Consider the following 15,022-nt stretch of genomic DNA (forward strand, 5'->3'; position numbering starts at 1 on the left):
GTCCTCCTGCAATGGCGGAGCTAACGCTCCGTGTAGTGCACTTCGCGAGTGTCACGAAGCCGCTCGGCGGCCGACTCGGGCGTGATGTCTCTTTGCGGCGTGCCAAGGAGTTCGTAGCCAACCATGAACTTGCGTACGGTCGCCGACCTAAGCAATGGAGGCAGGAAGTGCGCATGGAAGTGACACTCGCTATGTTCAGCACCATCTGTCGGGCGCTGATGAAATCCCATCGAGTAAGGGAATGAAGTTTCGAATATGTTGTCGTAACGAATCGTGATGCGTTTGAGAATGTCGGCGAGGGCGTCTCGTTCGCTCGCGGTCAGAGCGTTCATATCTGCGACGTGACGCTTGGAAATCAGGAGAGTTTCAAAAGGCCAGATCGCCCAGAAGGGGACGACGACGAGAAAATGGTCGTTCTCGGCGACCACTCGGGCACCCAATTGTTTTTCAGCCGCCATGTAGTCGCAAAGCAGGCAGCTTCCGTGGGTGTTGCGGTAGTCGGTGAGCGATGCAAGTTCGCGGGATGTTTCATTGGGCAAGCTCTCGTTGGCCCAAACCTGGCAGTGCGGATGGGGATTGCTGGCGCCCATCATGGCGCCGCGGTTCTCGAAAATCTGGACAGAGTTAATCCAAGGGACAGAGCCGAGTTCCTGGTACTGGCTTGCCCAGACGTCGATCACAGTCCTGATTTCCTGCGGGGTCATAAGAGCTAGCGTGAGGTCGTGCCGTGGCGAAAAGCAGATGACCCGGCAGATACCACGCTCGGCTTCGGCGATGATGAGGTTGTGCTGATTGATGGAAAAGCGCTCGGCATCGGGTTTGAGCGCGGCGAAGTCGTTGTCGAACACGAAGGTGGAGTCGTATTTCGGGTTGTGATGACCGCCCGCCCGTGAATTCCCGGGGCAAAGGTAGCAATCGGGATCGTACTGAGGCGATTTTTCGGCAGCGGTCTTTTCGACTTGTCCCTGCCAAGGACGCTGGGTGCGATGCGGAGAGACGAGTACCCAATCTCGTGTGAGCGGATTAAAGCGTCGGTGCGGAGTATTGCGAAGTGCATCCAGGTTCATCGTCACGTACTAACGGCTCGCTTTCATGCGGAAGTATGTAAACTGCGCCGGCTCCAGACTACCGCCGGTAAAGAGCGCGAGGCGAATGGAACGGTCCCAGGGCGGAAGGAACATAGCACTGAGGTTGTCGCCCAAATCCTTCCACGACTTACCTTCATCGCTGCTGAAAGAGAACTGGACCGTGTGTCCATCTTTAGCAGCAACGCGCAGGCGAACGGGAGCGCTCTTGCGCACCTTTCCGGTTGCCAGCGTGCGCATTTTATTCTCGCGGAGTTCCCACAGAGTGAGCGTTCCATTTTGAACGCCGATCCCAATTGCATTGTTCAGGTCGCCGAATGCGGAGATTCCGGCGTGGCCTTTGGCTGGAGCCAGAACTTCCGTTTCCGCGGTGTAGTCCGGGGAAACCGTGGCACGGGCAATTACAGCGGCCAGGAAAGTTTGCGGATTTGTTGATGGGGACAACTTCAATCCGTTACCCACAGTGATCTTTGGAGGCGAGTTGAGAGGCCAATGCCAAAGGGGATCGAGTGCAAGGCCAGAGAACTTGTCGTCAACTGTGTACTCAAGATTCTTTCCGCCGACCCCGAGTGGGGCGGGCGCACTGACGCTTACCCCAGCACCCTTTACGAAAGGCCATCCGGTGTCTTGCCAGAGTATTTCGTCAACGACAGGCTCGCGGCCAACGTAAACGGAACCACGTTTGTTGTAGGCGTGGTACATGAAGAAGGTGCGGCCTTTGGCGTCTTCCACGATGCTGCCGTGTCCGGGGCAGCGCCACTCGTCGTCATCCTTGATGATGGGATTGCCGGAATATTTCTCCCATGGGCCGAGCAGCTTTTTGGCGCGGGCGACACCCACGGCGTACTCGCACTTGAGTCCGCAGCAGGCGTTACCGGCGTAGAAGAGATAGAAGAAGCCGTTGCGGCGCTGCACGAAAGGACCTTCGACGACAGCGCGTTCCCAAGGCGCGTCGTTGCGGATGAGTTCCTTCTTCTCTCCGAGAAGTTTCGTCGCGTCTTCGGACAATGGCTGTGCCCAGAGTATGGTGGGCTGATTACGGCTATTGCCGTCGTTTTTCCAGATCAGGTAACGCTGGCCGTTCTCGTCAGCAATGGAGAAGCCGTCAATAGATCCGTCTTCCTGACAAACGAGAGGGCCATTGTCCTTATAGGGACCCTGAGGTTTGTCGGACGAGGCAGAGGCGACACAGAGCGGACCGTTCTTGCGCCGCGCCGTGTACATGACGTAGTACCGCCCCTTGTATTCGGAGATTTCCGGAGCCCAGAAGTTCGTCTGTGCCCACTCGGGTTTCGCATGGAATACCGCGCCAACAACTTCCCAATTGACCAGATCACGGGAATGCAGGAGAGGGAAATGGGGAGCCCATTCTGAAGAAGTGGCAGTAGCCCAGTAGTCATCTCCGACGCGAATGATGGAAGGATCAGGGTAATCACCGCCAAGTACAGGATTGCTATAAACAGGGCCAGGTGCGGTGGCTTGTGCGATCGAGAAAACGGCCATGAATAAGAAGACGACGAGAGTCCAAGTGGATAGAGAAACTTTCATTCGACAAACTCCTAAATGCACTCGCCAGCGCCTTGGGCAGCATCGCTGACGTATAGGTTAGGGTCGACACCGACCGCGCGTTTGTAATCCGCAGCCACCTTAATTCGAAAGTCGGGGACTGCCGCCTGGTTCACAATGTTGACGGTGCAACCGCCGAATCCTGCTCCGGTCATCCGAGCGCCGTAGACACCTTCGATCTGCCTGGCGCTTTCCACGAGGATGTCCAACTCCCGACAACTGACTTCATAATCATCGCGAAGGCTGCGATGCGACTCGTACATAAGCCGGCCAAAAAGCTGAAGGTCAGCCGCTTTGAGTGCATCGGCGGCCCTCAGAGTGCGATCAATTTCTGTCACAACATGACGGCAGCGGCGGTACGTGAGGTCCGGAAGGTGTGCCTTGTGAGCTTCGAGTTGCTCAGGGGTGACGTCGCGTAACGCCTTAACGCCTGGCAGAGACTTGCTCAGTTCGACAACGCCGATCTCACAGGCGGCACGCCTCTGGTTGTACTCACCGCCGCTGACTGCGTGTTTTACCCGTGAATCGCAGATGACGATCTGCGCACCCGGCGGGACCGCGAGAAGTTCGAAGCTCAACGAGCGGCAATCGAGAAGAAGAGCGTGCCCCTTGCGGCCATGCACCGAAATGAATTGGTCCATGATGCCGACTCTTGCACCAGCGTATTCGTGCTCAGCCTGCTGGCAAATCAAAGCGATTTCAGCACCGGGAATCTGCAGCCCTGAAACCCCGAGAAGTGCAAAGGCAGTAGCGACTTCGATCGCGGCCGACGAACTTAGCCCCGATCCCACAGGTACGGACGACTGTATAACCAAATTTGACCCGCGAAGCTTGTGACCGCGGGACTGAAGGACTCCGGCGACACCGCGCACGTAATCACTCCAATGGCCGCTAGCACCGGGAGCTAGGGAGGCAAGATCCCATTCCTCGGTCTCTGAAAACTTCTCGGAATACACACACAGTCGATTGTCGTCACGCAGGCCGGCGGCGATCAGAGTGGAAAAGCTGATGGCCGCCGGCATTACGAATCCGTCGTTGTAGTCGGTGTGTTCACCAATAAGGTTGACCCGACCAGGCGCGCGAAACACTCGAGCTGTTCCGCCGAAAAGCTGGGTGAATCGCTGGCGAATCAGGGACAAGTTGTCGCAGGCGGCTTCAGTGCTCGACATGGTCGTCCTCCGCCGGTGTTTTTCCCGAGCGTAGTCCGAAAACGAGCATCAGAACCCCAAAAAGTACAAGAAGCAGTCCCCACCAAAGATTCAGGTTTATGCCAAGTGACTTCTGGTGAATGTCACCTGGGATAAACAGACCAGCACTGACGAGAATGAGGCCGAGTACGCTAAACATTAGGCCGATCGGAGTGCGAATATCCAGTCCCATAAGCCAGGCTCCGGTTACCAGAAGATAATGTTGAGTATGACTGCCGCGCTCAGCACGATGACACCGAGCGTGGCGGGCCGCAGATACCAAGGCAGATGATGCTCACGTGGGCGCTCAGTCAATGAATACACCAGTCCACGTAATTCGCTTTCAGGTCGCGGCTTCGTCATCATGCTGACGAGAATCGTCACGCTGAAGCAGACCGACCATGCCCAAATGGCGGTCCAGAAATTCTGTGCCATTTCGCTCGGATAGCTGTGGATGATCGACAACCAACCACCCTTGATGCCAACGGAAGCGCCGACCGGCAGTGTCAAGCCATGATGTAGCGCGGCTGCAACAGTGCCTGAGACGAGTCCGGTGAAGGCCGCGTGCCCGGTGGTGCGCTTCCAGAACATTCCGAGCAAGAAGGTTGCGAACAAAGGTGCGTTTACAAAAGCGAACACAAGCTGCAGCATGTCCATGATGTTGTTAAAGCGCGTGGCAGCGTAGGCAGCGAGGATGGAAAGGATGATACCGAATACGGTGGCCATGCGCCCCATCCAGAGATAGTGGGCGTCGGTGGCGGTTTTGTTTATGTAGGACTGATAAATGTCGTAAGTCCAAACAGTGTTGAAGGCCGTTACGTTTCCAGCCATACCGGACATGAAGCTTGCAAGCAGCGCGGTAAGTCCGAGGCCGAGCAGGCCCGTAGGAAAGTAGTGCAGCAGCATTTGAGGAATGGCAAGATCGTAGTCGAACACAGGGTTGCCGTTGGCATCGAGTTTCGGTTCGCCAGTCCGCTCGTCCATCTTTGCGGGAATGATTCCTTTGCCTGCCTGTTGCTCGCCGACGATGGCGGGGCCTGCCACGGTAGCCGACCGAGTTGGAGTGGGCAACGCGATAGCGATCAGTCCGGGAAGAATGACCAGAACTGGAAACACCATTTTAGGAAACGCAGCGATGAGAGGCGTGCGTCGAGCGGCACTCATATCGTGCGCGGCCATGGCGCGTTGGACAACGAGGAAGTCTGTGCACCAGTATCCGAACGAGAGTACGAACCCAAGACCCATGATGAGTCCGAATGCCTCCACGCCAAGGGGATTAGTGTGGGCACTGCCCATTCCGGACCAAGAGTGCGTGTAGGAAGCCGGCAACTGCGCCTTGAGGCCGGACCAACCACCAACGTTTTTCAGGCCGAGATAGACAAGGGGAAGGAATCCAGTAACGATGAGAAAGAACTGGAGGACTTCGTTGTAAATGGCACTGGTGAGACCGCCGAGAAAGATGTACGCGAGCACAATAGCGGCCGACAAGATGATGCTGAAGTGGAAGATCGAGGATGGTGGCAGTCCGATGGCGGCGAAGGGTGCGTCGAAGATGTGGAGCACCTGAATTAACTTCGCCATTGCATACATGGAGATGCCGGAAGAGAAGACGGTCATGACGGCGAAGGAGATGGCATTAAGGCCGCGCGTCTTCTCGTCGAATCGGAGGCGCAGATATTCAGGAACGGAGCGTGCTCGCGAGCCGTAATAGAACGGCATCATGAACACTCCGACGAAGACCATCGCCGGAATGGCACCTATCCAATAGAAGTGGCTGGTGACGATACCGTACTTTGCACCGGATGCGGCCATTCCGATTACTTCCTGGGCGCCGAGGTTTGCCGAAATGAACGCCAGGCCGCAAATCCATGCGGGGATGGAACGTCCTGCTTCGAAGAAGTCCTTGCTCGATTTCGTGTAGCGTTTAAGGGCGAAGCCAATACCCAGAACGAACACGAAGTAGACCAACATGATGGTCCAGTCAACAAAAGTAAGATTCACGCTCTGCCTCTTCGTTCAGAGTGGTACTGCGCGCAGACCCGCGGCGAGCCTGCTTTGATTTCTTTAAACTCGTGGATATGACTATTCATTCTTACCTTGACCATTTGCAGCGGCCAGAGAAATCATGGAGTCGAGTAACATCTTTGCAAATGGATCCTTTGCGTATTGGTCAAAGCGAAATGTTGTAACGAGTGCTTCGCCGGTACCGAACGGGATCCGAGCTGCCAGTGCCGCATTGTTGTTAAGCCATCCGTAGAAGATCCCTGCCACGACCTGGTCGTATTTGTCTGAAGGAATGCCCTGCAAGATGAAAGCGGGTGTTACCGCAGAGGCTTCAAATCCCAGCAGCGGGCGAAGCGCAACGCCTTTGAAAGGCGCGTCGTTAAGTACGACCCAATTGAAGTTCGTAACCCAATTCCCGTCTAGATCCGAACCTGCGCGAGCGGCGATCTTGAACGGCGCGTTGGTGCTGACTGCGTCTTTCTTGTCCAGCAGAAGCAGGGCGCGGCCACCGTTCTTCAGGTGCGTTTCAATTTCAGTATCCCAAGCACTGGAAAGCATGAGATTACCTTTTCCAAAGCTGTAGCCGCTTGATCGCATTTGTGACACTAGCGGATCGAGGGTCTTAGCCGGATCGTGGACAACGACACTCTTGACGGCGCGAGTCGAAGACTTGGGGAAGACATAGTACTCCAGCTCATTGCGAGCCAGGATCTGACCATCACGCGAGGTCAATGTCGCTGTCAGTAATTCCAGCTTCGGACTCTGTACCTGTGGGGCATTGAACTGGATCTTCGGAAGGGAAGTGACTGTGGTCAATTTGGGTACTGCGTTGATGGCAGTCTTCCCGCTTAGCCCCGAACTGGTTGACCATTCGAGTTGTGCGCCATTCCAGTCTGCATTTGCATAAGCAGAAAGGGATGCGTTGATGAGCACCTGTTCTCCGGACAAAACTGAACGGCGAGTGGAACTCAGCAGAATAACGTTATCCTGCTGGACTTGGGCGAGTTTGGTCGCGTAGGCCTTTGGCTTTCGCCACATATCCATAAGACCGTTCGCTTCCCAGTTGATGTCGGTGAGCTCGGTGATCACGTAGCCCTGGATCGGCTCGTGGCTGCGCATGGACTCGATCTCATGTTTCAGGGATCGGTATTGATGCCACTGAGTGGCTAATGCGAGTGCATTGAAGTCAGGGAAGATGCGCTGGAATTTGTATTCACGGAAGCGGTCGAGCACTCCGGCGGGACGGGTGACTTCACGTCCTCCAAAGTCGCGATCAAACCACCAAGGAAGCTGTGATGGCAGTTGCGGCAATCCCCAGTTGCCGAATTCCGAGACGATAAGCGGTTCACGCCCTGTCCGCTCGGCATCGCCGTGCTGGCTGTAAGACCACTTCGGGCGAGAAGCGAAGTCCGCGACCCATTTGTCCCACTTATGTGCGTTGTCTGGAATGGAATAGTACTGGTGGAAATCGTCGAGGTCGCTCTTGACGTGAAAGTTCGAGCAACAAGCGCTGTTGTCAACGACGAGTGCCCGGTCGCCAAGAAAAGTCTTGGCATGCTCATAGGCGGCTTTGAGCCATTGCCTCTGGTCGGCATTTCGCAAGTCAGCGCCCCACGACTCGTTGATGACACTGGCGATCACAATGGACGGGCGATTCCAGTCACGCTCAAACATCGCGCGGAAGATCTTCTCTCCGCGTTCAGCCGCAGCCATGGTGAAGACGTTACCTTCGTTGCGGTCATTCCAGGAAGGGATCTCGTACCAGACAAGCATTCCGACTTCGTCGGCAGCATTCAGGTATTGCGGGTCGCAGACCTTTATGTGGCAGCGAAGCAGGTTGAGCCCGAGAGCTTTGGCCTTGAGCATCATTTCCCGGACGTAAGCTTCGCTGGGAGGCGTATAGATGGTGTCTGGATAGAAATCCTGATCGAGAGCAGCCCGCATGTAGAAGGGCTCGCCATTCAGGTAGAGTTTGCCATCGCGAGCTTCAAACTGACGGAATCCGAACCGCGTGGTGTACCGATCGCCATTCGCCAGCGTGGCTGAGACGGAGTAGAGCGCCGGGTTGGAAGGACTCCAAAGTTCAGGGTGATCGACAGTCAGTTCCAGAGTCCCTTTACTGCCGCTGACCTGCAGCGTACGCTCGGCAACGATTCCGCCAGTGTTGTTGTAAACAGCCATCGATACGTTTTCGGAACCACCGCCGCTGATGGTGACTTCGAACTTCGCGTTTCCGTTGTTGCGGGGAGTAATCCGCAGGTCAGAGATATATGTCTGGGGTCGAAACTCTAGCCAAACTGGTTGCCAGATACCGCCGGTCTGAACATACCAATTCTGTTTGCCGTGGGGGATCTCGTCATAAGGCGTGAACTTGGATCCCGCTTCGGCCTTCATTGGCGGATCAACTACTCGGACGGCTACGTCATTGATGCCGGGCTTCACGAGCCTGGTAATGTCCAACGTGAATGGTGTGTAGCCACCTTCGTGGGAACCGGCAGACTGCCCGTTGACGAATACTTCTGAGGTGTTATCGACAGCGCCGAATCGCAGAAGAACGGCCCGAGGCGACTGAAACTGAGGAACGTCGATCTGGGTGCGATACCACGCAACGCCCATGTAGTCGCGCAGATCGGGAAATTGGGCGTTCCAGGAGAGACCTACGCGAGCGGAACGCCACTCGGGGTCAGCGGCTTCAGGCAACTGCTGGATGGTGAGATTGCCGCCCTTGTCTACCAGCAGTTTCCATCCGTCTTGCAGTTCGACTGACTGTGCAGCCGCTGCAACTGGCAATACCAAGCAGAGAAGCACAACATAATAGAGCCGTAGAGATTTCTTCCGAGCCACACATGACATTGATATTGGCCTCTTCCTATTTCGGGGTTACTACCCTAACTGAATCCCTACAACTCTCTGAAGTGCCCCAGCCGTACAGCATCACATCGAAGTCGCGATGCATGCCGGAGAAGTTCTTCTGAATGCCAGGCTCGCCGTTGAGCACAAACATGAGGGTGTCACCGCGGCGTACGATGCCAAGGGTCGGGGATTTCTCTTTTGTGCCCATTCGTTTGTTGTCGAGACGCTGCCCGCGACCGTCCTTTACAAACCAGGCTTCGAGCATGCCGTCGCTGCGGAGAATCCATTCGATTCGATTTCTGCCGGATGAATCGAATAGGACCGTGAGAGATGCAAAACCGGTCGGTTGGTTAAATGCCTTTGGTAACCCGGCCACAACGGCTTCAAAGATAAATCGGTCGGAATGAAAGGCTGGGGTGGAGCGAACGCCAGCACGGCCATTCTCTACTCCACGGACGCAAAGGATCCCGTCTCCCATTTGGACGGTGGCTGCGCTTGGTCCCTCGAAGCTGAATTTCTCCCATCGAGGACCGAGTTCTGCACGGTCGAAATTGTCGTCCCACTGATCGACCTGATGCATTTGCGGCCTGCTACTGTCCTGCGCATAGAGGCAGCATGAGATCAATACTGATAGCAGAAAGGCAATCGCGCCTTTCATGGGAAGTTCCTCCAAGGTAGATGAGTCCAGTTTGCAGTTAGCGAAGTGCCAGGGACTAGATGAGAAGTCCCGTCCCGTCCTGTCCCTGGCTACTAACGCTCGTTAGAACACGAACCGCACGCGCAACTGAATTACGCGAGGATCGTCTTGCACGGAGGAAACCCCGAAGTTGCCGTTCGTGGGGTTACCGTTATTGAAGCCGTCGAGATTCGAATCCGGCATCCAATAACGGTGACGATTAAAGGGATTGAAGAACTCGGCGCCGATTTCCGCGAACATGCCTTCCGTCACGGAAACTTTCTTCAGCAGGCTGAAGTTCTCGCTGTAGTAGGGAAGAACCGTGTTGCCGAGTACTGCGGGCGCGGTTCCAAACCAGACGTTCGGGTCGCGGTTGTAGTAGGCGGCGTAAGCTGCATTGCCGATCACACATCCGCCGGGGCAGTTGGTGTACTGAGGTGGTGCTGAGAACGCTGCCGGATTCAGAACGTCAACGGTGGCACCGGTAGCGTTGTAGCTCTGGACAGGATTCTGGCCAGTAAGGTTTGGACGAAGGTTGCCGTAGTAGCCCACCATGTCGAGGAAGCCGCGGTAGGCCCCACCGTTGATGGATACGACTAACGGTAGTCCGCTCTGGTAGCGGTGGATTCCGCTGAACTGCCATCCGCCGACGATCTTGTCGAGGATGGAGTTGTTGTTGAGCAACGGCTTGCCCTTGCCGAACGGAAGTTCAAACAGGTAGTTGAACACGAACACATGCGGGGCGTTCGTAGCGGAAGTCGCCCGGACCGAACGCGGATCGAATGGGTTCTGGAGAACATTGTTCAACAAGCTGTTACCGCTCAGGTCGTCAGACGCCGTTGTGATCAGTTTCGACCATGTGTACGACGCCATGAACTGGAATCCGGCCGCAAAGCGCCGTTCGACGCGGAGGTTCATCGCGTTGTACCAGCTTTGTCCGAGAGCTTCCATCCCACTGTTGATCCGGTTGTACTGCGGGAACGGCCGCAGTGCCTGGGCTACGCTGCCGTTGAATCCGGCGTAAACAGCATCGCCATTCGCCGGAAGGGTGACGCCGACGCTGGTCGCGTATGCGCGGTCCGTAGCATCAACGGCGTTGATGTTCTTGTTGAGTAGATCGTTCCCAAGTTTGAGAACGTTCAACGGTGCCGCATTCACCCGGAGCAGGTTAGAGCGGAGCCGCGTGCCCTTGTTTCCAATGTAGGCTGCGGTAGCAACGAAATTGCCGGGCAATTCGCGCTGCACGTCAAGATTCCACTGTACTGTGCGCCCGGTTTTTGCGTCCGTCTGGAAGTACTCCACGTCCGAGCCGATGTACTGACCATTCGGATCGGTGATTGGAGCATTCGGCAAGCCGCTCAAGTAGACGCCCGGTGTCATCCAGCCGAGGCCGCCAAATCCGCCCCAGTTCGGCTCGAGGTAGCGAGCTGCACGGTAACCCTGCTGGCCTCCACCGGCACCATAGAGGAATGGCGAGTAGTAGATGCCCATGCCGCCGCGCAGGACGGTCTTGTTGTCGAGTGAGTACGCCAAACCGAATCGCGGAGCGAAGTTGGTCTTATCGGTTTCCATCAATCCGCGGTTGCCGGACTGCGTCGCACTTACGAGCGCACCCGGGCGGTTGACGTCAGGATTGGCCGCTGTCGGGTCAAACGCACGATAAAAATCGTGTGCTTCCGTACGGGGTAGCTGAAGTTCGTAACGGAGGCCGAGGTTCAGAGTCAGTCGTTGTGTGACCCTGAAATCGTCGTTCACGAATCCTGCCCAGGTTTTATACCGATACGCTGGTTTGTCGCTGGTGATGGTGACCCACGTTTGGCGGGATGCGCCGGTCGCGAGGCTAGCCATATTCCAGCCGGAAAGGGTGGAGAAGTCGTTGCCCCTGGTCTGTTCGCCAGAGAAGGAGAAGTGTCCTCCGTTATCGAAGTTCTGGAACATGTTGAGCTGTTGAATGCGCAGCTCACCACCGAACTTGAAGGTGTGTTTACCTGTGGACCAGCTGACGGTGTCGTTGATCTGCACCATGTTGTCGCCCATCTGGTCGTGCCACCAGGTGGAGCCGATGCCCTGAGCTGCGCGAGGATCAGTGAGGTCGCCGCCGGCAAGGATGCCGGGATCCCAGAACTCGACCATGGGGAACGTCAGGTTCGCGGTTGCACCAGGAGGCATCCCGAGAGTGCGGGGGTCGAATCCGTACGTAGAGTTCTTGTTCTCCACGTACACGCGGTTCCAGCCGATATTGAAGTGATTGAGCATGGTGGGACTGATGGTGTAGTCGTGCTGTGCGCGAGCATAGTGCGACTTGAACGCCTGGTCCCATACACCGGTCGCAATTGCCGGACTCGGCATGCGCGGGAATCCGCCCTTGATCGATGGCTGATTACGGTAGCTATAGCTGACAGAGAGGCGCTGCTTATCGGTCAATATCTGATCGATTTTCACAACCTCGCTATCCATGTTGATCGGGGCCGAACTGTTGGCGAGATAGTTGTGGAACACGCCGGACCCAGTCGGAGTGGGGTAGCTCTTCAAGATGTTGAGCCCCACTGGATCGAGTAGTGCGCCGCCGTTGTAAAGGTCGAGGCGGTTGCCAGTAATCGCTGCGGCCGGTGTGCGCAGGTTCGGATCCTGATGGGGGTTATAGATCAGCACTGGGTTCCCGCCGTTGATGCGGAGAACGTCGGGATCAGTGAGCAACTCGGAGAAGTCGCCGGTGCGCATCTTCGCAGTTGGAATGGTGATATATCGATTCTCAGACTTGGTGTTGCGATAACCGTTGTAGTTGAAGAAGAAGAAGGTCTTGTTGCGACCGTCGTAGATCTTTGGGATATACACCGGGCCGCCGAGATTGAAACCGAAATCGTTCTGGCGATCGCGGCCCTTGCGGAGTCCTTGATTGTTATTGTTCCAACTATTCGCGTTCAAGGCTTCATTCCGAAACAGTTCGTAGACCTCACCGTGAATTTTGTTGGTTCCCGATTTGAGGGTCAGGTTCACGACTCCGGCAGATGAGTTTCCGAATTCGGCGGAGTAGCTGGAGGTGTTATAGGTAAACTCCTGGAAAGCGTTTGGTCCAGGGGCAACCTCGGTGAAGAAACTTCCGTTCTGGGCACGACGGGTGTTGGCACCGTCGATGAGAATCTCAGCACCGAGAGCTTGGCCGCCATTCACGCGGAAGCTCGTGGCGTTCTGCTGGCTTCCGTTATCTGACGAAGTGACGTTGCTGTCCAGGAAGATGAATGCCAGTGGGCTGCGTCCGGCGTAATCGGACTGTACCTGCAGAGGCATTTCCCGGACCTGGCGTTCCGTGACGTTGGTCTGCATCGTGGCGTTTTCGGTTTGAATCGCCTGCACTTCGCCTTCGACGTTCACGGTTTCACTGGCCGCGCCGACGGTCAGGGTAATGTTCACGCTCTGCACGACACCGACAGCGATTTTGACGTTGTCGTAGGTCGTTTTCTTGAACCCGGGCGCTTCGGCGCTCAACGTCCAGGTGCTTGCTTTCAACTCCGGCAATTGATACGAGCCGGAAGCCGAACTGGTTGTTGTACGGGTTTCTCCTGTCGCCTGATCTACGGCTGAGATCTTGGCGTTTGCCACCATGGCACCAGTGCTGTCTTGCACTGTGCCGGTGATCGACCCACGGTCGCTCTGTGCATTTGTGGTGAGGCACAGGGCAGCCATGAGGCCCAGGAGCAGAAGCACACGGCAACTGCGAATGTACATGGGAATCTCCGAATGTTGGGGGATGGAATCGTGTTGTGAGCGAAACGGCATGCTAAAAGCCCCGCAAGGTTCAAACGGCAAGTGGCCGGAGCCCAAAAACTCGAGCTCAGAGAATGTAAACGCTTACATTTTCAAATGTAACCGTTTACATCACGGTCTCAAGAGGAATACACTTCTACTTCCGAGCAGAACTGATGTCAAGCAGAATTTGTATAAAGGCTACCCTTGACGTGGAGAACGGATGAACATCAAAGCGGTTGCCGCCAAAGCCGGGGTATCGATCGCGACGGTCTCCAGGACCATCAACGGTCATGCTTCTGTTACTCCGGAGACGGCGGAAAACGTGTTGCGTGCCATTCGCGCGCTCGGGTATTACCCCAATCGGCAGGCACGCACACTTGCTTCCGGACGCAGCCATACTTTTGGACTCATTATCTCGGATATCGCTAATCCATTTTTCCCCGAATTAGTAAAAAGCTTCGAGACTACCGCACTGTCACACAACTATGACGTTACCGTGTTCAATACGAGTTACGACTCACATCGTCTGCGTACTTCCATCGAGCGCATGCTGGAGCGCCGGGTGGATGGCGTAGCGGTCATGACCTCGGAATTCGACCGTCGAGTGTTGGGAGAGCTTTCTCGGCGCGGAGTGCCGATAGTGTTCCTGGACGTGGGAACGGTGCAGTCGCGCATCAGCAATATTCTCGTGGATTACGAAAAAGGAATCCGTGAAGCTGTCCAGCACGTGAGCGAGTTAGGGCACCAGAAGATCGCGTTCATCTCCGGTCCGTTACAGCTGAAGTCAGCCGGAATCCGCTGGCGCGCCATGCAGAAGTGCATGCATGATTGCGGACTGCAGATTCCGTCGCGCTTCATGCGAGAGGCGAATCACCGTGTGGATGGCGGGCAGATTGCGATGGCCGATCTACTGAACCAAAAAGACCCGCCGACGGCGGTTCTTGCGTCGAATGACCTTACTGCTATCGGAGCGATGAAGGCGATTTATCGAAAAGGGTTGCGAGTTCCCGATGACCTCTCGATCATAGGATTCGACGATATCGAACTTTGCGAATTTATGAATCCTCCGCTGACGACCGTGCGCCTGTCGCGCGAAGAGATAGGCCGTCATGCCTGCGGTGCGCTGCTGAAGGTAGTGGAAGAAGGCGAGATTCAGGGACAGGAACTCAGCGTCTCTACAGAATTGGTCTTGAGAGGTTCGACGGCTCCTCTGGAAACAAGGAAGAAGAGCAAGAGAACAGCCCCCAACCAATAGGAGTTGGAGCCTTCGAACGGATGCGCGTAATTGCGATTCCCAACTTGGACATTGACAAGCGTCGTGAGCAGCACAAACAATCTGCCCCATGTAGTGGACATGGTGCATTGTCATGCGAAAACCGTTTCGATGGATGTTCGCGTCAGTAACATTGCTGTCATTGCTGTTCGGCGTATCCATGATGTGCAGCGCGCAGGTTGCGAAAAAGAGCAACTTGCCCAGCGGGAAATCTCGTCCCTTAGATCAATTGGTGAAGGCGGTTGATCAGCGCGGAAGCGACACGATGTTGAGCGGCTACGTCGCCTTCATTATGGGCGTCGCTCAGAACTACTTTGAAATGGTTCCGGCGAAGGCGATCGCCTTGCAGAGCGGTCCGGAACGCTCGAAGTTATTATGCCTCGTCCGAAAGCAGCAACAGGTCACCGTGCTGATGATCGAAACGCTCGGAAACGATATTACGGCGTTTGCAACAACGCCGGATGGGGTGCTCAAGCGGGCGGCCCGCGGTATGAAATATCAAGAGTTCGACAACATTCCCTGGAACCTGGCGTTAAAGTCGTTTGAATCGGAGAAGAAATTCTGGCTGGAGCAGACGAACGCCAACGAGAATAGCCGTAAAAAACAGTAGCAATACGCGGCTGCTATAGCC

General features: G+C 55.7%; 10 protein-coding genes. 2 read left to right on the forward strand and 8 right to left on the reverse strand.

Annotation, left to right across the window (positions count from 1 at the left end; translation table 11 throughout):
* Window positions 1–20: 20 nt before the first annotated feature.
* The 8 genes from VN577_07435 to VN577_07470 all read right to left on the reverse strand — a co-directional run bounded on the left by VN577_07435 (window position 21) and on the right by VN577_07470 (window position 13,097).
* On the reverse strand, window positions 21–1,067 hold the full coding sequence (locus VN577_07435) for a UDP-glucose--hexose-1-phosphate uridylyltransferase (GenBank protein ID HWR14645.1): 1,047 nt from the start codon (window positions 1,065–1,067) through the stop codon (window positions 21–23).
* Between the two features lie 9 nt (window positions 1,068–1,076).
* Window positions 1,077–2,633, reverse strand: a complete 1,557-nt coding sequence (locus VN577_07440) for a family 43 glycosylhydrolase (protein ID HWR14646.1) — start codon at window positions 2,631–2,633, stop codon at window positions 1,077–1,079.
* 11 nt (window positions 2,634–2,644) lie between these two features.
* Complete coding sequence (galK, locus tag VN577_07445) at window positions 2,645–3,820, reverse strand: galactokinase (GenBank protein HWR14647.1); 1,176 nt, start codon at window positions 3,818–3,820, stop codon at window positions 2,645–2,647.
* Window positions 3,807–4,031: a hypothetical protein gene (locus VN577_07450; GenBank protein HWR14648.1), complete on the reverse strand. Its 225-nt coding sequence runs from the start codon at window positions 4,029–4,031 to the stop codon at window positions 3,807–3,809. Before VN577_07450 ends, galK begins: the two co-directional genes overlap by 14 nt.
* Before the next feature lie 14 nt (window positions 4,032–4,045).
* A complete protein-coding gene (locus tag VN577_07455; protein ID HWR14649.1) occupies window positions 4,046–5,839 on the reverse strand; it encodes a sodium:solute symporter family protein in 1,794 nt (597 codons plus the stop codon).
* A gap of 81 nt (window positions 5,840–5,920) precedes the next feature.
* Window positions 5,921–8,695, reverse strand: a complete 2,775-nt coding sequence (locus tag VN577_07460; protein HWR14650.1) for a hypothetical protein — start codon at window positions 8,693–8,695, stop codon at window positions 5,921–5,923.
* Between the two features lie 16 nt (window positions 8,696–8,711).
* Window positions 8,712–9,275 carry a hypothetical protein gene (locus VN577_07465; protein ID HWR14651.1) on the reverse strand — a complete coding sequence of 188 codons (564 nt, stop codon included), beginning with the start codon at window positions 9,273–9,275 and terminating at the stop codon, window positions 8,712–8,714.
* 180 nt (window positions 9,276–9,455) lie between these two features.
* Window positions 9,456–13,097: a TonB-dependent receptor gene (locus VN577_07470; GenBank protein ID HWR14652.1), complete on the reverse strand. Its 3,642-nt coding sequence runs from the start codon at window positions 13,095–13,097 to the stop codon at window positions 9,456–9,458.
* A gap of 241 nt (window positions 13,098–13,338) precedes the next feature.
* Here VN577_07470 and VN577_07475 point away from each other — a divergent pair, with 241 nt between their 5' ends.
* Both VN577_07475 and VN577_07480 read left to right on the forward strand, forming a co-directional pair.
* On the forward strand, window positions 13,339–14,373 hold the full coding sequence (locus VN577_07475) for a LacI family DNA-binding transcriptional regulator (GenBank protein HWR14653.1): 1,035 nt from the start codon (window positions 13,339–13,341) through the stop codon (window positions 14,371–14,373).
* 112 nt (window positions 14,374–14,485) lie between these two features.
* Window positions 14,486–15,001, forward strand: a complete 516-nt coding sequence (locus VN577_07480) for a hypothetical protein (protein ID HWR14654.1) — start codon at window positions 14,486–14,488, stop codon at window positions 14,999–15,001.
* Window positions 15,002–15,022: the final 21 nt, after the last annotated feature.

This window comes from Terriglobales bacterium (genome assembly GCA_035561515.1).
Classification (GTDB): Bacteria; Acidobacteriota; Terriglobia; order Terriglobales; family Acidobacteriaceae; genus DATMXP01.